The following is a 19,808-nucleotide window of genomic DNA, read 5'->3' on the forward strand; positions in this document are numbered from 1 at the left end:
CATTGACGACTTTTGCTAGCGCTTCGTCAAAAGTTATCTGAGCGATACCGAAAGTCGCACGTGTGTCGACAAAGGTCGCTGTGCTTTACTGTGCGCATGGTCGACGCCGTCCGCGCCGCCGGTGCGCCCGTTCCCGGTGCAGGAGAACTCTTCCAGATCCTGCGAGACGGCCGTGCGCGCACGAAGGCAGAGCTCGCCACTGTCACGGGCCTGGCCCGCTCCACGGTCTCCAGCCGCGTCGACACGCTCCTCGCCGCCGGGCTCCTGCGACCGGCGGGCGAAGCGGCATCCACCGGCGGCCGCCCCCCTGCGCGGGTCGCCTTCAACCCCGCGGCCGGCGTCGTGCTGGCCGCCGACCTCGGCGCGACGCACGCCACCATCGCTATCGCCGACCTCGCCGGGCGCATGATCGCGTCGCGGACGCATCAGCTCGCCATCAGCTCCGGCCCCGAAACGGTGCTCGACGCCGTCACCGCCGAAGGCTCCGCGCTGCTCGCCGCGCACCACCTCGAACCCGGCAGTCTCGTCGGCATCGGGATCGGGGTGCCCGGTCCCGTGGAGCACTCCACCGGGATGCCGACGAACCCGCCGATCATGCCCGGATGGGACCGCTTCGACGTCCCCGCCTACGTACGGCGCTCGTTCGACGTGCCCGTCCTCGTCGACAACGACGTGAACATCCTCGCCCTCGGCGAGCAGTCGCTCAGCTGGTCGGGTGTCGACGACCTCGTCTTCGTGAAAGTGGCCACCGGCATCGGCGCCGGCATCATCTCGGGCGGTGTGCTCCAACGCGGCGCGCAGGGCTCCGCCGGTGACATGGGCCACGTGCACGTGCCGTACAGCCACGACTCCCCCCGGCCGCCCGACGACGACCGCGACCTCGAGGCGATCGCCAGCGGAACGGCGATCGCCTCAGCGCTGCGCGCCGAGGGTCTCGACGCCGCAGGGAGCGCGGACGTCGTCCGCCTCGTGCGCCAGGGCCATCCGGCAGCGATCGCCGCAACGCGTCAGGCCGGGCGAGAAGTCGGCGAGGTCCTCGCGACCGTCGTCAACCTCCTGAACCCCTCCATCATCGTCCTCGGGGGCAGCATCGCCCGCGCGGGAGAGCACCTGCTCGCCGGCGTCCGCGAGGTCGTGTACCGACGGTCGATCCCCCTCGCGACCCAGCACCTCGGCATCGTGCAGTCACAGGCGGGCGAGACGGCGGGCGTACGCGGCGCGGCCATCATGGTCACCCAGCACGTGCTCTCCCCCGCCCACGTCGAGGCCCTCGCCACAGCCGCTCGCACCTGACGCAGGTGGTAGCACCGGCGTAACACGACTGAGACAATCCCGCGATTGACTGTCTGCACCAGCAACGAGTGCTGCCGACGTAGACATGCGCGCGGAAGGAGCGTCCCATGAAGTTCCGTCCCCTGCGCACCTCACCCCACGCCGTCACCGGCGCCGCCGAGGTGGTCGTCCCACCCGACGAGATGCGGGCGATCGTGTTCGACGCGCCCGGGGCAGCCGACGCCCTGCAGGTGCGCACGGTGCCCGTGCCGTCGCCCGTGATGAGCGAGCTGCTGGTGCGCGTCGTCGCGGCCGGCACCAACCCCATCGACGCGAAGACCCGCGCCGGTGCCGGCGTCCACGGCGGGATCGACCGGCATCCGAGCACCCTCGGGTTCGACTTCAGCGGCATCGTGATCTCCGCGCCGCACGAGGCCCACCCGCTGCCGCCCGGCACCGAGGTGTTCGGCATGGTGCCGTTCCCGCGCTCCGGCGGCAGCTACGCCGAGTACGTCGTCGTACCGACGCTGTCTGTCGCCCGCAAACCCTCCTCGCTCTCCCACGTGGAAGCCGCCGGGGTGCCCCTGGCCGCGCTCACGGCGTGGGGGCTCGTCGTGGAGACAGCCCACGCGCACGAAGGTCAGCGCGTGCTCATCCACGCGGGCTCCGGCGGGGTGGGGCATTTCGCCGTGCAGCTGGCCGCCTACTTCGGCGCGCACGTCACGGCCACCGGCTCGGAGCGGAACCTCCCGTGGCTGCGCGAACTCGGCGCGGCCGTGACGATCGACTACGCCACGACCCGCTTCGAGGATGTCGTCGGAGAGGTCGACGTCGTCATCGACCTGGTCGGCAACGTCCACGACGACACCGGCAGCCGCTCGCTCTCGGTACTGCGGCGCGGCGGCCTCTACATCATGGTGCCCAGCGGCTCCTGGCCCGGCTACGCCGAGGCGGCCGCCGAAGCCGGGGTGCGGGCGACGTCGTACAAGGTCGTCCCCGACGGAGGCGTGCTCTCGACTCTCGCCCGGCTGCTCGACTCCGGCGCCATCCAGGTCTACATCGACCGGGTCTTCGACCTGGCCGAGGCATCGGAGGCCCACGTCGAGCTCGAGCGCGGGCATTCGCGCGGCAAGATCGTCCTGCGCGTCGGCGACGCCTGACCCGACCCTCGTCGCCCCTGTCAGGACGCGAGCACGCGGCGCCCCTCGGCGACGATCTCGTCGGCGACGGCGTCGAGCAGCGGGGAGCGGAGATTCCACTGCTGCCAGTACAGGGGAACGTCGATCGGCGCCCCGCCCAGGCGCACCAGCCGGCCGTCGGCCAGCGCCTCGGCAGACTGGAAGCCCGGGAGCAGACCCCACCCGAGACCGAGCCCGATCGCGACGGCGAAGTCGTGCGAGGCGGGCACGAAGTGACGGGGTCCGCCGTCGCCTCCCGCACCACGGGCCGAGAGCCACTGACGCTGCAAGTCGTCCCGCCGGTCGAAGTCGACGCGCGGTGCGCGAGAGAGGGATGCCGTATCCGCACCGTCCGGAAACCACCGCGCGACGAACGGGGCGGTGGCGACCGCTTCGTAGCGCATGACGCCGAGCGGCACGACACGACAGCCGACGACGGCATCCGCCCGCGACGTGACCGCGCCCATCACCGTGCCCGCCTCCAGGAGCGCGGCCGTGAAATCCTGGTCGTCGCGGTGCAGATCGAACACGACGGAGCGGGATGCCGTCAGCCGCGCGAGTGGAGCGAGGAACCAGGTCGCCAGCGAGTCCGCGTTGACGGCGAGCGGGATCGTCACCTGATCGTCCTCCGAACCCAGCTCCGCCAGGGCGTCGTGCTCGAGGAGAGCCAGCTGCCGCGCGTAGCGCACCACGGCGTGCGCGGCGTCGGTCGGGCGCACGGGTCGCGCCCGCACGAGCAGGACACGCCCCACCTGCTCCTCGAGCGCGCGAATGCGCTGACTCACGGCCGAGGGCGTGATGTGCAGGCGGCGGGCCGCGGCATCCAGGCTGCCCTCGTCGAGCACGACGGCGAGCGTGCGAGCGCACTCCGCCGAGAGATGCATGAGCACAGCTTACGCGACTGAAGAATCATGAACTGGACTTCATCCCAGACGACACCGTAGCGTCGTCGACGTGCTCCCCTCCCTCGTCGCCGGCCTCGGTCTCGGCCTCTCCCTCATCGTCGCGATCGGCGCGCAGAACCTGTTCGTGCTGCGCCAGGGCATCCGGCGAGAGCACGCCCTGGCCGTCGCGGCGGTGTGCGCCGTGTCGGATGCCGCGCTCATCGTGCTGGGCGTCTCCGGGCTCGGCCTCGTGCTCCACGCCGTGCCCTGGCTCGTCGATGTCGTGCGGTGGGCGGGATTCGCGTTCCTCCTCGTCTACGGGCTGCTCGCCGCCCGGCGGGCCCTTCGCCCGAGCGGGGCGGCGCTGCGCGTCGAGCCGGCGGCGCCGCGCGCGGACCGCGCGGAGGACGGGCAGGGCGGCACCGCGACCGCCACGCGGCTCGCGCCCGTTCTGCTGACGTGCCTGGCGTTGACGTGGCTCAACCCGCACGTGTACCTCGACACGGTGTTCCTCCTCGGCTCCGTCGCCAGCACGCACGGCGACCAGCGTTGGTGGTTCGCCACGGGAGCGGTGATCGCCAGCGTCGTCTGGTTCTTCGGTCTCGCCGTCGGCGCACGCTACCTGGGCCGGTGGCTCGCCACCCCGCGCGCATGGCGGATCCTCGATGGTGTCATCGCGGTCGTGATGATCGCGATCGCCGTCAGCCTCGTCTGGCACTGACGCCGTCTGGCACTGACGCCGTCTGGCGCTGCGGGTGGGGACGGCTCAGGCGCCGTCGATCTCGCGTCGCCGCGCCTCGACGAGCGCTCGCACCGTCGCGTCCGGAAGCGGAGCGGCGGGGTCGAAACGGATCGTCCCCTTCGCTCGATCGACACCGTCGAGGAGATCATCGATCTCCACGATCGCCGCGGGGCTGAACGGATAGACGCCGATGTGAGCCTTCGCGCGCATGAGCGACAGGAGCGGCTTCCCGCGGTGGATGAGCGCCGGCATCCCGTACCCGAGTCCCTGCGCGGCATCCGGTACGACCTCGCGCGCCAGGTCATACGCGTGACCGATCACGGCGGCGTCAGCGGGGTCGAGTGCGGCGAGGTAGTCATCGATCGTGCCCATGATGGCATCCTCCCACCGGCGCGCCAGTGGATGCCAGGATGGAGCGATGAGACGCGTCCACGTCATCGTCGAAGGCTCCGTTCAGGGCGTCGGCTACCGCTACACGATGCGATTGGTCGCGCGAGAGGCGGGCGTCACGGGCTGGGTGCGGAACCTCCGCGACGGGTCCGTCGAGGCCGAGGTGCAGGGCACCGGGTCGCAGGTGGACGAGGTGGTCGCGTGGATGGCGGAGGGCCCGCCGGGATCGTCGGTGACGCGTGCGCGCGTCACCGAACTCGAGGCCTCGGCATCCGCTGCGACGACGTTCGAGGTGCGCACCGACGGCTGACGGCACGCACGACGAAGGGCCCCACCCGTGGGTGAGGCCCTTCGCGCTGTTCCTGAACCCGTGGGATCAGGCGAGCGAGTTGACGTCCAGCGGGATGCCGGGGCCGAACGTGGTCGACACGGCGCCCTTCTGGATGTAGCGACCCTTCGAGCTGGAGGGCTTGAGGCGGATGATCTCCTCGAGCGCAGCCTTGAAGTTCTCGTCGAGCTGCTCGGCCGAGAACGAGGCCTTGCCGACGACGAAGTGCACGTTGGCGTGCTTGTCGACGCGGAACTCGATCTTGCCGCCCTTGATCTCCTCCACGGCCTTGGCCGGGTTGGGGGTCACGGTGCCGGTCTTCGGGTTGGGCATGAGGCCACGGGGACCGAGCACCTTACCGAGACGGCCGACCTGGCCCATGAGCTCGGGCGTCGAGACGGCCGAGTCGAACGCGGTCCAGCCTGCGGCGACCTTCTCGATGAGCTCGGCGCCGCCGACCTCATCGGCGCCCGCAGCGATCGCGGCCTCGGCCGCGGCGCCCGTGGCGAAGACGATAACGCGGGCGGTCTTGCCCGTGCCGTGCGGCAGGATGACCGTGCCGCGGACCATCTGGTCGGCCTTGCGCGGGTCGACCGCGAGCTTCAGGGCGACCTCGACGGTGGAGTCGAACTTCTTCGAGCCCGTCTCCTTGGCGAGGACGACAGCCTCGGTGGACGTGTAGAACGTGTCGCGGTCGATCTTGGCCGCGGCTGCTTCGTAAACCTTGGACTTAGCCATGTGCGTCTTCCCCTCAGTCCTCAACCGTGATGCCCATGGAACGGGCGGTGCCGGCGATGATCTTCGAGGCGGCCTCGAGGTCGTTCGCGTTCAGGTCGGGCTGCTTCGTCTCGGCGATCTGGCGCACCTGGTCCTTGGTGAGCTTGCCCACCTTGGTCGTGTGCGGCGTGGCCGAACCCTTCTGCAGACCGGCGGCCTTCTTGATGAGCTCCGCCGCGGGCGGGGTCTTCAGGATGAAGGTGAAGCTGCGGTCCTCGTAGACGGTGATCTCGACGGGGATGACGTTGCCGCGCTGCGACTCGGTCGCCGCGTTGTACGCCTTGCAGAACTCCATGATGTTGACGCCATGCTGACCGAGCGCGGGGCCGATCGGCGGCGCCGGGTTGGCGGCACCGGCGTTGATCTGGAGCTTGATCAGGCCGGTCACCTTCTTCTTCGGTGCCATTCTCTTTCCTTCTGTCGAGCGCCTGCGAGCGGATGCTCAGCGGGCGCGCTTCCACGGATCAGGCGGTTCCTGACGGTGGTGGGGTCGTCGCGCGACACGCGCGCAACCGCTCAAGTCTACCCGATCCCGGATGCCACGGCATCCGCTCTCGCCCCTGCCCTCTGCCCCCTGCTGCCTGCTGCCTGCCGCCTGCCGCCTGCCGCCTGCCGCCTGCCGAGCAGGATCGCGGAGATGTGCAGGATCGCGGAGTGCTGCCGCGCGAGGCATCCGTCATTCTGCACATCTCCGCGGGTTTGCCCGCCCCGCCCCACCCCATGCCGCACCCACACCCGCGCACCCGCACCACCCCATGCCGCACCCGCGCACCCACACCCGCGCACCCGCACCACGCCACGCCCGCGCACCCCACTCACCGTGCGAGGTGGAGGCCCTGGGCCACGGCGCGGACGATCAGGTCGTGCACCTCCGGCCACCCCGCCACGACCTGCGCGAAGTCGACGCGGATGACGTGATAGCCCTGGAGCGTCAGCCTCGCATCGTGACCGATGTCGCTGCGCCGCTGCGGACCGACGTGGTGACCGCCATCGATCTGCAGCACCAACCGGTCGCCGATGAGGAAGTCCACCGCATGGCCTGCCAGCCACACCTGCTGGCGAATCGGCAGCCGGAGGAAGCGCAGCCTCAGCGGGATGAACGTCTCGAGGCCGGAGTCCGAGATCAACGAGCACTCCTCGAGCAGCATGCGAGACGCCGTCGGCATCGGCAGGCGCCGCAGCGCTTCGCGCGTGACCACACCCTGGCGCAGCGCCGACTCCCAGATGGCGAGCGCTTCCTCGTGCGGAACGCAGCCCGCCACCAGCGACAGCACGTTCTCGACGGGGTCGACAAGGGAATCCGGATGCCGGGGCACCACCGGCCGCGCCCAGTGAACTCGCGTGCCCGCTCGTACCTCGCCCGCGTGCGCATGCGGCGGCGCGGCCACGTGCACCTCCGGCTCGTGCAACACCCAGAGACCGAGCCGCCGCGCCTGGGTGAGGCAGGTGAGGACGACACCCGCTCGCGCCGCCGCTACGAGCAGGGGGTCCGCCTCCGGTACGGCGACCCAGCCATTGCGAGGACGCTCGAGGGCACCGCACGCGACGGCATGATCGATCGCGCGACGCGGCTGGCCCCGCGCTCGGAGGGTCGACACGCGCGCTACTCCCCCGGCATCCCGGACGGCGGCCAACAGATCGGTCATTCCCTCATGCTGGGCGACCTTCGCCTCCCGCATCGCGGCGCGATTGCCATCCGTGAGGGACATGTCGATCTGCACCGCTGGGGAGGAGGCGCGTGCGCCACCTCGGCACGCGCCGGCTGCGCAAAATCGCGGAGATGTGCCGAATCGCGGACCGGATGCGGCCGCGGCATCCGCGAATCGCGCACATCTCCGCGATCTCGCACCCCCGTGACCCACGCGCCCGCGCCACCCGCGCACGCGCCACCCGCGCACGCACAAAACACACGCGCCCCGTCCGAAACCGGACGGGGCGCGTGCGAAGAGCGGTGTGTCAGAGCTTGGTGACCTGGTCGAACGACAGCTCGACGGGGGTCTCGCGCTCGAAGAGCGACACGAGCACCGTGAGCTTGCCGCTCTCGGGCTTGATCTCGCTGATCGTGCCGGGCAGACCCGCGAACGAGCCCTCCTTGATCGTGATGGTCTCGCCCACCTCGAAGTCGACCTCGGCCGGGATCGCACGCGACTGCGTGGCCTGGCCCTTGGCGGCGCCGCCCTTGGCGGGAGCCGCCTCGGTGACCTGCACGAGGGACTTCAGCATGTTGAAGGCCTCTTCGAAACGCAGCGGCGTGGGGTTGTGGGCGTTGCCCACGAAGCCCGTGACGCCGGGCGTGTGGCGCACGACCGACCAGGTGTCCTCGTTGAGCTCCATGCGAACGAGCACGTAGCCGGGGATCCGGACGCGCGTGACCATCTTGCGCTGACCGTTCTTGATCTCGACGACGTCCTCCATGGGGACCTCGATCTGGTAGATGTCTTCCTCGACCTCGAGCGTCGACTTGCGCTGCTCGATGTTGGCCTTCACCTTGCGCTCGAAGCCGGCGTAGGAATGGATGACGTACCACTTGCCCGGAAGGCTGCGCAGCTCGGCACGGTAGGCCTCGTACGGGTCGAGGTCTTCGTCAGCGGTCTCTTCGTCGGCGTCGGCCACCTCGGCGGTCTCGTCGTCGTCACCGAGCTCGGGTCCGTCGTACGGGGCGACCTCGTCGGCAGCCTGGGCGGCAGCCTCGGCCTGCTCCTCGGCGAGCGAGTCGGTGAGAACCTCGGCGGCGGCTTCCGCCTCGTCGGTGCTGTCGATCTCGAGTGCGTCGTTCACGATGGCGTCGGCCTCCGGGTCGTCGATGTCGATGTCGTCCAGGTCGGCGTCCGCGTCGGGCTCGTCATCGGAGTCCTCGTCGACGACGTGGAGCGCGAGGTGCTCGGCGGGTTCCACGGAGCGCTCCTGGTCGGCGAGGTAGTTGCCCTCCTGGGCCTCATCGTCCTCGCTGGACTGCTCGGCAGCGGTCGCCCAGTCGGCGTCGTCCGTGTACTTCTCAGACAATTGGTTCTCTTCCGTCGGTTGGTCGGATGCCGTCAGGTGCGGCGCGTGGGGCGAGCGAGGGTTCCGCTCAGCTCGGCACGCCGAAGACGACGTTCACGACCCAGGTGAACAGCAGGTCGAGGCCGTAGACGAGCGCCATCATGACGACGACGAAGCCCAGCACGACCGCCGTGAACTTCCCCAGCTCCTGCCGGGTCGGGGTGACGACCTTGCGGAGTTCGGCGAAGACCTGACGGATGAACAGGGCGATGCGCTGGAAGAAGTTGAGCTTCTTCTCACGGGAAGCGCCGCCGACCGCGACGATCTCGCTGTTCGCCTCGTCCTGGACCATGTACCCACCTGTATGAATGCGTCGTTCCAGCTCGGTGCTGGGACGTGTGTCAACGCGAACGCTGACGCGCAGGGCGGACAGGAATCGAACCTGCAACCTGCGGTTTTGGAGACCGCTGCTCTGCCAATTGAGCTACCGCCCTAAGGGACCTCGTGCGAGATCCGCTCCGGATGCTGCACAGTCTCCTGCACCCCTCCACCGTAACCGGAACGGGCCGTGTGGCGACCCGCGGGCATGACGAAAGAATGCAGACAACTGCGTCCACAAGTGTACGGCATCCGCGACGGCGCGCGAACCGGACGCCGGGCTCAGTACTGCTGGATGCCGTAGCGATCGGGCTCTTCGCCCCGCCGGAACTGCCGGCCCGACAGCGAGGTCGGAACGATCCGGACGTAGTTGTACTTCAGCGTCGGGATCCACGGAGTCAGCGGCAGCTCGTCGGCCGCTCGGACCTCGTCCGATGTCTCCAGGCGCTGCGCGTGGCCGCGCACGATGACGCTCCAGGCATCCGTCGCCGTGTAGTCGTCGACTTCGAACAGGACCTCGTCGTTGATCGACAGTTCCGTGAGCTTGCTGCCCTCCGCGGTACGGAACACGATGGTCCCGGCATCGACCGTGTAGTTCACCGGAAAGATGTCGAGGATGTCGCCCGCGTGGGTGACCAGGCGCCCGAGCTGGTGCTCGCCGAGGCGCGCGAAGCACTCCTCGTCGGTCAGGTAGGTGATGACCGCACTCTTGTCGTCCATGACACCATGGTCCTCCTCCGAGGCCCGCTGCGCACCCGGACGGGCCGGAATAATCCCGGCCCGTCCGGCGTGCGCGATCGCGAAGGCCCGAGGGGCCTCAGCCGATGCGGATGAGCTTCTTGTTCACGAACTCGTCAGCGGCCAGCAGACCCATCTCGCGGCCCGTGCCGCTGCGCTTCACGCCGCCGAACGGCAGCGCCGGTTCGTCGGCGAGCACGAGGTTCACGTAGACCATGCCGGCGTCGATCTTGTCGGCGATCCGCTCGGCCTGCTCCGGGTCGGTCGTGAAGACGTACGACCCGAGGCCGAAGGGCGTGGCGTTGGCGACCTCGACGGCCTCGTCCTCGCCGGACACGCGGTAGACGACACCCACAGGGCCGAAGAACTCCTCGCGGTAGGCGTCCATGTCGGGCGTGACGTCGGTGAGCACCGTGCCGGGGTAGAACGCCCCGTCGCGGGAGCCGCCAGTCACGAGCGTCGCGCCCGCCGCCACGGCCGCGTCGACCTGTGCGGCGAGGCGCTCGGCCGCGGCGAGCGACGACAGCGGGCCGAGGACGGTGTCCTCGGCGAACGGGTCGCCCACGGTCGCCGCCGACATCGCGGCGGTGAACTTCTCCAGGAACGCGTCGTAGAGGTCGTCGGCGACGATGAACCGCTTGGCCGCGTTGCAGGACTGCCCGGTGTTGTCGAGGCGGGCGTCCACCGCGGCCTGCACGGCCCCGTCCAGGTCGTCGGTCGACAGGAGGATGAACGGGTCGGACCCGCCCAGTTCCAGGGCCACCTTCTTCAGGTTGCGGCCGGCGATCTCGGCGACGGCCGCGCCCGCGCGCTCCGAACCCGTCACCGAGACGCCCTGCACGCGCCGGTCGGCGATGACGGATGCGGCCTGGTCGTTCGTCAGTCGGACGTCGGCGTAGGCGCCGGCGGGGAACCCGGCATCCGCGTAGATCTTCGCGATCGCCGCGGCGGACTCCGGGCACTGCGGCGCGTGCTTGAGGAGGATCGTGTTGCCCAGCGCCAGGTTCGGCGCCGCGAAACGGGCCACCTGGTAGTAGGGGAAGTTCCACGGCATGATGCCGAGCAGCACCCCCAACGGAGCCTTGCGGATGACCGCCGTACCGTCGCCGTCGATCTCGAGCGGAGCGTCGGCGGTGATCTTGTCGATGTGGTCGGCGTAGTACTCCGTGATGTCGGCGGCGAAGTCGACCTCACCCTCGGCGGCGGCGAGCGGCTTGCCCATCTCGCGGACGATGATCGCCGAGAGCTCGTCGCGACGCTCGCGGTGAAGCCGCGCGGCGGCGCGCAGCAGCTCGGCGCGCTCGGCCGGCGTGGAGGTGCGCCCCCACCCGCGGAACGCGGCGTCGGCGGCCGCGACGGCGGCCTCCACCTCGGCATCGGTGGCCGTCGGGTACGTGGCCAGGGTCTCTCCCGTGGCCGGGTTCACGACCGCATAGTCACTCATGGTGCTCCCTCACTCCCGTCAGTCGACGGGGATCAGCGTGTACTTCGTGGACAGGTACTCGTGGATGCCTTCGAGGCCCCCCTCGCGGCCGACACCGGACTGCTTGACGCCGCCGAAGGGCGCCGCCGCGTTGGAGACGACACCGACGTTCAGCCCCATCATGCCGGTCTCGAGGCGATCGATCATCCGGTGGCCGCGCGCGAGGTCCTGCGTGAAGACATAGGACACGAGCCCGTACTCGGTGTCGTTGGCGAGGCGCACGGCGTCGTCCTCGTCGGCGAAGGTCGAGATCGCGAGCACCGGCCCGAAGATCTCCTCGCGCAGGATGGCGCTTCCCGGCACGACACCGGCGACCACGGTCGGCTCGTAGAACGTGCCCGCAGCGAGGGCCCCCTCGTCGGGTGCCCGCCCGCCGGCGAGGACGGTGGCCCCGCGCGAGACGGCGTCGGCGACGAGCTCTTCGGCCTTCGCGACCGCCTTGTCGTCGATGAGCGGACCGATCTGCACCCCGTCTTCCGTGCCGCGCCCGATGCGCATCGCCGAGACGCGCTCGGTGACACGGCGGGCGAACTCGTCGGCGACCGCTTCGTGCACGATGAAGCGGTTCGCGGCGGTGCAGGCCTGGCCGATGTTGCGGAACTTCGCCGCCATCGCGCCGTCGACCGCCTTGTCGAGGTCGGCGTCGTCGAACACGACGAACGGCGCGTTGCCGCCGAGCTCCATCGACACGCGCAGCACGCCCTCGGCGGCCTGTGCGATGAGCTTGCGCCCCACTTCGGTCGAGCCGGTGAACGACAGCTTCCGCAGCCGGGGGTCGGAGATCACGGGCGCGGAGGTCGAACTCGAGCGCGTCGTCGTGAAGACGTTGACGACGCCCTCGGGCAGGCCCGCCTCGACGAGGAGCTTCACGAAGTACAGCGTCGTCAGAGGCGTCAGCTCCGGCGGCTTGATGACGACCGTGCACCCCGCGGCGAGCGCCGGCGCGATCTTCCGCGTCGCCATCGCGAACGGGAAGTTCCACGGCGTGATGAAGAACGACGGTCCGACCGGACGCTGCGAGACGACCATGCGGCCCGTGCCCTCGGGGTTCAGGCCGTAGCGGCCGGCGATGCGCACGGCCTCCTCGCTGAACCACCGCAGGAATTCGCCGCCGTAGACGACCTCGCCACGCGCTTCGGCGAGCGGCTTTCCCATCTCGAGGGTCATGAGGAGCGCGAGGTCTTCCTTGTGCTCCTGGACGAGGTCGAACGCCCGGCGGAGGATGTCGCTGCGGGTGCGGGGCGGGGTCGCCGCCCACGCGTCCTGCGCGGCGACGGCGGCGTCGAGGGCGCGCACGGCATCCTCGGGCGACGCGTCGGCGATCTCGAGGAGGGTGTCTCCCGTTGCCGGGTCCTTCACGGGGAAGGTGGCCCCGGTGTGGGTCCACTCCCCACCGATGAACAGTCCCGTCGGCACCTGTGCGAGCAGTGCCCGCTCCGTCTCCCGGCTCATCGGGCCGCCTTCCTCATCGCCCGCGCGCTCGGCGGGGCATCGATCGACAGGGTCTCGCCGCGGAAGAAGGCGGGGCGTGTGAACGCCTGCCAGATCATCACGCCGATGCCGACGACGATGATGAGCATTCCGAGGATGAACACGATCCCGATGCCGGCGATGTTCGAGCCCGAGCCGTAGGCGGGGTCCATCGAGTCGATGAGCGTCGTGAAGAAGAGCACACCGAGAATCGCGCCGCCGATGAGCGGGAACAGGAACGTGAAGAAGACGTTCCGCACCGAATCGAACCACTGCTTGCGGAAGTACCACACGCACGCGAACGCCGTGATGCCGTAGTAGAAGCAGATCATCATGCCGAGCGTGAGGATCGTGTCCCAGAGGGTGTCCTCGCTCACGACCCGCATGACGGCGTAGAAGACGGATGCCACGACGGCCGACACGATCGTCGCGTACCCGGGCGTGAAGAACCGCGGGCTCACCTTCGCGAACGCGGGCGGCAGCGCGCCGTAGTGCCCCATCGCCAACAGGGTGCGGGCGGGGCCGACGAAGGTCGACTGCAGCGACGACGCGGAGCTTGTCAGCACCGCGAGCGACACCAGGAAGGCGAGCGGGCCGAGCACCGGGTCGGAGAGGAAGAAGAAGACGTTCGCCTGGATGTCCTCGTTGCCGAGGCCCAGTTCGCCCGTGCCGACGCCCGCGAACATGATCATCGCGACGGCGAGCAGGAGGTACAGCGAGACGATGGTGATCACCGTGACGGTCGCCGCCCGGCCCGGGGTCTTCTCCGGGTCTTTCGTCTCCTCGTTCATGGTGAGGGTGACATCCCACCCCCAGAAGATGAAGATCGACAGCGACAGCCCCGCCGCGAACGCCCCGAACGACGAGACGGCGAACGGGTTGAACCACTCGAGCGAGAACGGCGTGTAGTCGAATCCTCCGCCGCCGACCGCGGAGACGATCGCCGTGACGGCGAAGATCACGAGCACGGCGACCTGGAAGGTCACGAGGACGTATTGCAGCTTCTGCGTCGTCTGCATGTCGCGGTAGGAGATGTAGGTCGCCCCCAGCATGAACAGCAGACATACGCCGATGTTGATCCACAGTTCGAACGCGAGGTCGGCGATCCCCGGGTTGCCCGTGATCTGTGAGATCAGCAGGAAGAGGAATTCCACCGCGACCCCCGCGAGGTTCGACAGCACGAGGATCGTCGCGACGACGAGTCCCCATCCGGCCATCCACCCCACCCACGGGCCGAAGGCGCGCGCCGCCCACGTGAACGACGTACCGGCATCCGGCATCCGGTTGTTGAGTTCCCGGTAGCCGAACGCCACCAGCAGCATGGGGATGAAGCCCACGAGGATGATGGCGGGGATCTGCGCGCCGACGACGGATGCCGTCGGACCGACGGCCGCCGTGAACGTGTACGCGGGCGCGATGCAGGAGATGCCGATGACGACGGCGCCGAGGAGCCCGATCGTCCCGGCGCTCAGCCCCTTCTTCGAGAGGCCGCCGTCCACGGGCTCGCCGGTCACGGCGGGGGCGTCCTGAGTCATGATCCGGCCTCTTCCTTGTGGCGCGTGCGCGGGACGACGACGACCGGCACGGGGACTTCGTGGAGCATCTTCGCCGCCGTCGACCCGAGGAACAGGCGACGCGGCTGGGCGAGACGGCTGGAGCCGGCGAGGAGCAACTCCCCCGGCTGCCAGTCGAGGTGGGCGACGGCATCCTCGATGCTCTCGCCCTCGGCGACGACGACCTCGGCGTCGAGGCCGTCGGGGAGGCGCGTCTGAGCGGCGGTGAGCACCTCGTCGACCTGGGTGGATCCGGCGATGCGGATAGCGCCCGTGTCGGCCGTCGGCGGCAGGTCGACCGTCAGCAGGGACAGGAGCCGCACCGGCACCCCGGTCGCGGCGACGAGAGCAGCGGCATCGTCCATGAGTGCGTCGGCGCCGGGTCGTGTGCCGACGGCGACGGTGAGGCGCGTGATGCCCGTCTCGGGGGCGATCTTGCGGGCCCCGCGCGGCACGAGCACCACCGGCACGTCGGACGAATGGAGCAGCTCGGTCGTCGTCGTGCCCAGGCGGTGACGGCCTCGGGTGGCGCCGTCGGCGGCGCCGACGACGATGTAGGCCGCGTCGAGCTCGTCGGCCACGGCGATGAGCCCCTCCGCGAACGACTCCGCCGTGCGCACGTGGGCGTGGGCGACGACCTCCGCGGGGATGCGGTCGATCGCCTCCGCGATCCAGCGCGCCGCCTGTTCGCGCAGCAGCCGGTCGTACGAGGCGTCGGGCGGCGTGATGACGCTGCGACCCTCACCCGGCAGCACGACGACGACGTCGAGGACGGCGTCGACGGCGGATGCCAGCCGGGCGGCGAAGGCGACGGCATCCCGTCCCGTCTTGGTGGCGGTGTAGCCCACCACGATGTGGCCGCTCATGCGCGGTCTCCCATCCGGTCGTTGAGCGAGCGCAGCGAGACGAAACGGCTCATGCGCGTAGCTCCTCGATGATCTGGTCGGCGGCGAGGCGACCCATGCGGATCGCGCCGTCGACGTGCTGGTAGCCGGCGCCCGCGAGGTCGCTGCACGCGAACCGGATGGGGCCGACGGCGCTGCGCAGGTCGGCGCCGTAGCGGTGGAGCCCACCCATGTCGAAGCTCGCCGCGTACGCGCCGCGCGTCCACTCCTCCGAGCCCCAGTCGCTCTCGTAGTAGACGACGGGGTTCTTGGCCTCGGGACCGTAGTAGTGCGAGAGCGACTCGAGGATGCGCTCCTTGCGCTCCTCGGCGGTCAGCGTGAACAGGTCGTCGGCGTTCTGGTCGGAGACGAAGCCGACGAGGGTGCCGCGCTCATCGCCGTGGTTCGTGTTGTCGTACGCCTCGTGCGACAGTTCGTAGGGGCTGAAGGCGGTTCCCGACAGTCCCTTCTCACGCCAGAACGGGGTGTCGTAGACGGCGTGCACCTTGATCACGAACCCCATCGAGATGTGCTGGTGCATCTGGTGCTGGCGCCGCGGCAGCGCCGGCACGAACGAGATCCGGTTGTAGAGCACGGGAGCCAGCGCGAGGATCGCCTGGCGGGCGTGGACGGTCATCCCGTCGGACGTCACCGTCACTCCATCCTCCGACCACGCCAGCGTGCGGACGGGCTCGTTCAGGAACACGTCGGCGCCGAGACGCTCCGCGAGCAGCAGGGGCACCTGCTGCAGGCCGCCGACGACCCGCTTGTCGAGGATGAAGTCCGCGTCGACGAGGTGCGAGTACGAACCCGCGGATGCCGCCATGAGCAGCGACTGCAGCAGGGAGAAGGTGTGCGTCGGCTTCGTCAGCATCGCCGAGCCCGTCGCGAAAGCGAGGTTGCGGACCGCTTCGTCGTCGTCGGTCTGGGCGCGCAGCCACGCGTCCCACGAGACGTGGTCCCACTCGGCGGCCTTCTCGTGCGCCCACGGCCGGTCGGGGTCGATCTCGGCGACCATCGCGTCGAGTCGCTCGGTGATCTCCGCGATCGTCTTCTCCGTCTCGGCGGACACCGGGAACATCTCGCCCGTGAAGCGGCGGGCCTGCCCGTCGGGACCGACATAGACACTGTCGCCCTCGCGGTACCGGGAGTACGTCTCCAGCCCGAGCTCCGCGACCGTCTCGATGAGCGCGTCCTGATCGGGCGACACCCACTGTCCGCCGATCTCGAGCATCGCGCCGTCGATCACGTCGGTCCACAGGCGCCCACCGACGCGCTCACGGGCCTCCAGCACGGCGACGGAGAACCCCGCCTTCTTGAGTTGGTTCGCCGCGGTCAGCCCGGCAGCGCCGGCGCCGACGATCACGACGTCTCGAGTGATCTCACTCATCGGGTACTCCTTCGTATCTTCCTTGGTGCTTCATCGGGACCGGCTCCGGGTGTGCGCCCGGCTCCGGATTCGTCCCGGGAGGACAAGAGCGGGGACCCCCCGACCCCCGATTGCCCTCCCGGGACGAATCCTCCGCCTCTCCCCCTAGGTCGTGTTGCGCGTCGTCCTGGTCTCGCTCGAAAGTCGTCGTGACTCGTCAGTTCGCGGCGAGGGCGGCGGCGACCACGTCGAGTCCCTCCCCCAGCAGAGCGTCGGGCATGCTCAGCGGCGGGAGGAAGCGGATGACGTTGCCGTACGTGCCGCAGGTCAGGACGATCACGCCCTCGGCGATCGCCGCCTTCGCCACGGCCGCCGTCAGCGCGGCATCGGGAGCCTTGGTCGCCGGGTCGACGAACTCGGCGGCGATCATCGCCCCGTGACCCCGCACCTCGCCGACGCGCGGGTCGTCCTGCTGCAGCGACTCGAGGCGGGCGCGGAGGATCCCCCCGATCTCACGCGCCCGCTCGAGCAGTCCGTCGTTCTCGAAGGCGTCGATCGCCGCGAGAGCGGCGGCACACGCGACGGGGTTTCCGCCGTAGGTGCCGCCCAGGCCGCCGGCGTGCGCGGCATCCATGATCTCCGCGCGTCCCGTGACGGCCGCGAGCGGCATCCCGCCCGCGATGCCCTTGGCCGTCGTGACCAGGTCGGGCACGATGCCGAAGATCTCGCTGGCGAACATGGCGCCGGTGCGGGCGAAGCCCGACTGCACCTCGTCGGCGATGAAGACGACGCCGTTGGCACGGCACCAGTCCACGAGCGCCGGCAGGAACCCGTCCGCGGGGACGATGAACCCTCCCTCGCCCTGGATCGGCTCGATGATGACGGCGGCGAGGTTGTCGGCGCCGATCTGCTTCTCCATGATCGAGATCGCCTTGGCCGCCGCCTCGGAGCCCGTGAGGCCGTCGCGGTACGGGTACGACATCGGGGCGCGATAGATCTCCGACGCGAACGGTCCGAAGCCGCTCTTGTAGGGCATCGACTTCGCGGTGAGCCCCATCGTCAGGTTCGTGCGGCCGTGATAGCCGTGATCGAACGCGACGACGGCCTGCCGTCCCGTGAACTTGCGGGCGATCTTGACGGCGTTCTCGACGGCTTCGGCTCCCGAGTTGAACAGGGCCGACTTCTTCTCGTGGTCACCGGGCGTCAAGCGGTTGAGCGCCTCGGCGACGGCGACGTACGACTCGTAGGGCGAGACCATGAAGCACGTGTGGGTGAACTGCGCGGCCTGCGCGGCGATCGCCTCGGCGACCTTCGGGTGCGCGTTGCCCACGGTCGTCACCGCGATGCCCGACCCGAGGTCGATGAGGGAGTTGCCGTCGGCGTCGACGACGACACCGCCACCGGCGGCGACCGCCTCGATGGGAACGGTGTGCCCGACGCCGGCAGCGACCGCTGCGGCCTTGCGCGCCAGCAGTTCCTGCGAGCGCGGTCCGGGGATCGTGGTGACCAGGCGGCGCTCCTGCGGGAGCGAGGGGCCGCCGAGGGGAAGGGCGTCGATTTCGGCGAGGGTCATGCCGGCGAGCGTACGGCGGACACCACACCCCCCACAGCCGCCGCGGTGTACATTCTGACGAGTCGCACGTACGCGACGTACACTCCCGCACCTGCGGAACCGGATGCCACGACGGCGAGGATGCCATGACCGACCCCACCCTGCGCGCCCTCCTCTCCCGCCGCGAACTCCACCTCCGGCTCGAGTCCGACGCCGACGACCTCCCCGCCGACGCGCTCGACGCGCCGCTGCGATGGGTGCACAGCTCCGACCTCCTCGACCCCACCCCCTTCCTCGCCGACGACCTCCTCCTCCTCACGACCGGCACCCAGTTCGCCCCCGACGCGCCCCGCGACACCGTCACTGCCTACGTCTCGCGGCTGCGCACCCGCGGCGTACGCGGCCTCGGCTTCGGCACCGAAGTGGTGCGCGACGGCATCCCGGCGCACCTGATCGAAGCGTGCGCCGCGCACGGCATCCCCCTGTTCGAAGTGCCCTACCGCACCCCGTTCATCGCCGTCGCACGCGCGAACGCGGAGGCGATCGCCGCGCAGTCCTACGCCCGGCGCACGTGGGCCCTCGACGCGCAGCGCGCCATCTCCCTCGCCGCCCTCCGCCCCGACGGGCTCGGTGCGACCGTCGCCGAACTGGCCCGTCAGCTCGACACGTGGGTCGGCATGTTCGACGCCGCCGGAGTGCTGACCCAACGGCATCCCGTCGAGGCGATCTCCCCCGACGTGCTGGCGTCGCTCACCGACGAGGTGGGGAGCGTGCTGCGCCGGGGCGTGCGCGCCGGGTCGACCCTCGACGTCGCCGGCACGCGGTTCACGCTGCAGACGCTCGGCCGGGGTGGCCACCTTCGCGGGGCGATCGTCATCGCGGGAGGCGACCTCGACCTCGAGGGCCGCGGCGTCGTCACGTCCGTCATCGCGATGGCCGGGCTCGCCCTCGAGCAGAACGTCGGACTCGGGAGAGCGCGGGGAGCGCTGCGCGCCGGCCTCGTGCACAGCCTCCTCTCCGACGACCCCTCGCTCGCCCGTCGCGTCTCCCGGGAGCTGTGGGGGGCTCTGCCGACCCCGCCTGTCGTCGTGGCGGTCGCCGACGTCGCCTCGGCCCGCCTCGACGCCGCCGTCGACTGGCTCGAGCTCGCCGTCACCGAGCACCGCGGCACGCTGTTCCACGGGCGCGGCCCCGACGGGCTCGTGCTCGTCGTCGGCGCCGACGACACCGCCACGCTGCGCACGTTCGCCGACCTGTTCGACGCCGCCGTCGGCATCTCGCTCCCCGCCCCGTACACCGCCTTCGCCGCCGCGCACGCGCAGGCCGTCACCGCCCGGCGGCACAGCGAGCGCGGGATGCCGGGCACGTTCGGCGACGTCGCCGCGCGCGGCATCCTGAGCCAGCTCGACACCGACGAGGCGCGTGCGCTGGCGGCCGCCCGCCTCGCTCCGCTGCGCGAACACGACGCGGCGGGCGGTCAGCTGCTGACGACGGTGCGGACGTGGCTCGAGCACGACGCGCGCATCGACGCCGCCGCGTCGGCCCTCGGCATCCATCGGCACACGGTTCGCGCGCGCGTGGCGCAGGCGCAGTCGCTGCTGGGGGTCGACCTGTCCTCGTTCCCCGCGCGGGCCGAGCTGTGGGCCGCGCTCGTCGCCGCCGACTGAGGCGCCTGCCGCCGCCGCCGTGGTGCGCGCGGTCCGGACCGTATTCAGGCTGCGCGGAGCCCACACCCCGACCGACCCACGCTTTCGCGGGCGCCAGCGTCCACCTCGTTCCCGGAGAGACTGAATACGGCACGCGGTCCCGCCCATCCGGGCCATGCTCG

General features: G+C 70.4%; 19 protein-coding genes and 1 tRNA gene. 5 read left to right on the plus strand and 15 right to left on the minus strand.

Annotated features, from left to right (window positions below; genetic code table 11):
- The first annotated feature begins 96 nt into the window (after positions 1–96).
- A complete protein-coding gene (locus tag P0Y48_08395; GenBank protein ID WEK12496.1) occupies positions 97–1,293 on the plus strand; it encodes an ROK family transcriptional regulator in 1,197 nt (398 codons plus the stop codon).
- A 107-nt stretch (positions 1,294–1,400) separates the two neighbouring features.
- Entirely contained in the window at positions 1,401–2,432 is a 1,032-nt protein-coding gene (locus tag P0Y48_08400; GenBank protein WEK12497.1) for an NADP-dependent oxidoreductase, read from the plus strand.
- A 20-nt stretch (positions 2,433–2,452) separates the two neighbouring features.
- On the opposite strand, the gene P0Y48_08405 is transcribed toward P0Y48_08400, so the two are convergent.
- A complete protein-coding gene (locus tag P0Y48_08405; GenBank protein WEK12498.1) occupies positions 2,453–3,334 on the minus strand; it encodes a LysR family transcriptional regulator ArgP in 882 nt (293 codons plus the stop codon).
- Between the two features lie 70 nt (positions 3,335–3,404).
- Here P0Y48_08405 and P0Y48_08410 point away from each other — a divergent pair, with 70 nt between their 5' ends.
- Positions 3,405–4,055: a LysE/ArgO family amino acid transporter gene (locus P0Y48_08410; protein ID WEK12499.1), complete on the plus strand. Its 651-nt coding sequence runs from the start codon at positions 3,405–3,407 to the stop codon at positions 4,053–4,055.
- Between the two features lie 45 nt (positions 4,056–4,100).
- Here P0Y48_08410 and P0Y48_08415 read toward each other — a convergent pair whose 3' ends face one another.
- The gene (locus P0Y48_08415; protein ID WEK12500.1) at positions 4,101–4,448 is read right to left on the minus strand and encodes a DUF1801 domain-containing protein; all 348 of its coding nucleotides are present in this window, start codon (positions 4,446–4,448) and stop codon (positions 4,101–4,103) included.
- A gap of 46 nt (positions 4,449–4,494) precedes the next feature.
- Here P0Y48_08415 and P0Y48_08420 point away from each other — a divergent pair, with 46 nt between their 5' ends.
- Complete coding sequence (locus tag P0Y48_08420) at positions 4,495–4,776, plus strand: acylphosphatase (GenBank protein ID WEK12501.1); 282 nt, start codon at positions 4,495–4,497, stop codon at positions 4,774–4,776.
- Between the two features lie 66 nt (positions 4,777–4,842).
- Here P0Y48_08420 and rplA read toward each other — a convergent pair whose 3' ends face one another.
- From rplA to gabT, 13 genes are all read right to left on the minus strand, one after another.
- Positions 4,843–5,532 carry a 50S ribosomal protein L1 gene (gene rplA, locus P0Y48_08425; GenBank protein ID WEK12502.1) on the minus strand — a complete coding sequence of 230 codons (690 nt, stop codon included), beginning with the start codon at positions 5,530–5,532 and terminating at the stop codon, positions 4,843–4,845.
- Between the two features lie 13 nt (positions 5,533–5,545).
- Positions 5,546–5,977 carry a 50S ribosomal protein L11 gene (gene rplK / locus P0Y48_08430; GenBank protein ID WEK12503.1) on the minus strand — a complete coding sequence of 144 codons (432 nt, stop codon included), beginning with the start codon at positions 5,975–5,977 and terminating at the stop codon, positions 5,546–5,548.
- Positions 5,978–6,386: 409 nt separating this feature from the next.
- Entirely contained in the window at positions 6,387–7,217 is an 831-nt protein-coding gene (locus P0Y48_08435) for a DUF559 domain-containing protein (protein WEK12504.1), read from the minus strand.
- Between the two features lie 310 nt (positions 7,218–7,527).
- A complete protein-coding gene (gene nusG / locus P0Y48_08440; protein WEK12505.1) occupies positions 7,528–8,574 on the minus strand; it encodes a transcription termination/antitermination protein NusG in 1,047 nt (348 codons plus the stop codon).
- Positions 8,575–8,641: 67 nt separating this feature from the next.
- Complete coding sequence (gene secE, locus P0Y48_08445) at positions 8,642–8,905, minus strand: preprotein translocase subunit SecE (GenBank protein WEK12506.1); 264 nt, start codon at positions 8,903–8,905, stop codon at positions 8,642–8,644.
- Positions 8,906–8,974: 69 nt separating this feature from the next.
- Positions 8,975–9,047: transfer RNA gene (locus P0Y48_08450), tRNA-Trp, on the minus strand.
- Positions 9,048–9,213: 166 nt separating this feature from the next.
- Positions 9,214–9,651, minus strand: coding sequence for a pyridoxamine 5'-phosphate oxidase family protein (locus tag P0Y48_08455; protein WEK12507.1), 438 nt, complete (start codon positions 9,649–9,651; stop codon positions 9,214–9,216).
- Between the two features lie 97 nt (positions 9,652–9,748).
- A complete protein-coding gene (locus P0Y48_08460) occupies positions 9,749–11,113 on the minus strand; it encodes an NAD-dependent succinate-semialdehyde dehydrogenase (GenBank protein ID WEK12508.1) in 1,365 nt (454 codons plus the stop codon).
- 18 nt (positions 11,114–11,131) lie between these two features.
- Positions 11,132–12,604 carry an NAD-dependent succinate-semialdehyde dehydrogenase gene (locus P0Y48_08465; protein WEK12509.1) on the minus strand — a complete coding sequence of 491 codons (1,473 nt, stop codon included), beginning with the start codon at positions 12,602–12,604 and terminating at the stop codon, positions 11,132–11,134.
- On the minus strand, positions 12,601–14,157 hold the full coding sequence (locus P0Y48_08470; protein WEK12510.1) for an APC family permease: 1,557 nt from the start codon (positions 14,155–14,157) through the stop codon (positions 12,601–12,603). Before P0Y48_08470 ends, P0Y48_08465 begins: the two co-directional genes overlap by 4 nt.
- Positions 14,154–15,041 (minus strand): universal stress protein, encoded by an 888-nt coding sequence (locus P0Y48_08475; GenBank protein ID WEK12511.1) that lies wholly within the window; start codon positions 15,039–15,041, stop codon positions 14,154–14,156. Before P0Y48_08475 ends, P0Y48_08470 begins: the two co-directional genes overlap by 4 nt.
- A 49-nt stretch (positions 15,042–15,090) precedes the next feature.
- The gene (locus tag P0Y48_08480) at positions 15,091–16,449 is read right to left on the minus strand and encodes an NAD(P)/FAD-dependent oxidoreductase (GenBank protein WEK12512.1); all 1,359 of its coding nucleotides are present in this window, start codon (positions 16,447–16,449) and stop codon (positions 15,091–15,093) included.
- Between the two features lie 196 nt (positions 16,450–16,645).
- A complete protein-coding gene (gene gabT, locus P0Y48_08485; protein WEK12513.1) occupies positions 16,646–18,001 on the minus strand; it encodes a 4-aminobutyrate--2-oxoglutarate transaminase in 1,356 nt (451 codons plus the stop codon).
- Positions 18,002–18,126: 125 nt separating this feature from the next.
- On the opposite strand from gabT, the gene P0Y48_08490 reads away from it, so the two are divergent.
- Positions 18,127–19,647, plus strand: coding sequence for a PucR family transcriptional regulator ligand-binding domain-containing protein (locus tag P0Y48_08490; protein WEK12514.1), 1,521 nt, complete (start codon positions 18,127–18,129; stop codon positions 19,645–19,647).
- Positions 19,648–19,808 lie beyond the last annotated feature (161 nt).

It is taken from the genome of Candidatus Microbacterium phytovorans, assembly GCA_029202445.1.
Lineage (GTDB): Bacteria > Actinomycetota > Actinomycetes > Actinomycetales > Microbacteriaceae > Microbacterium > Microbacterium phytovorans.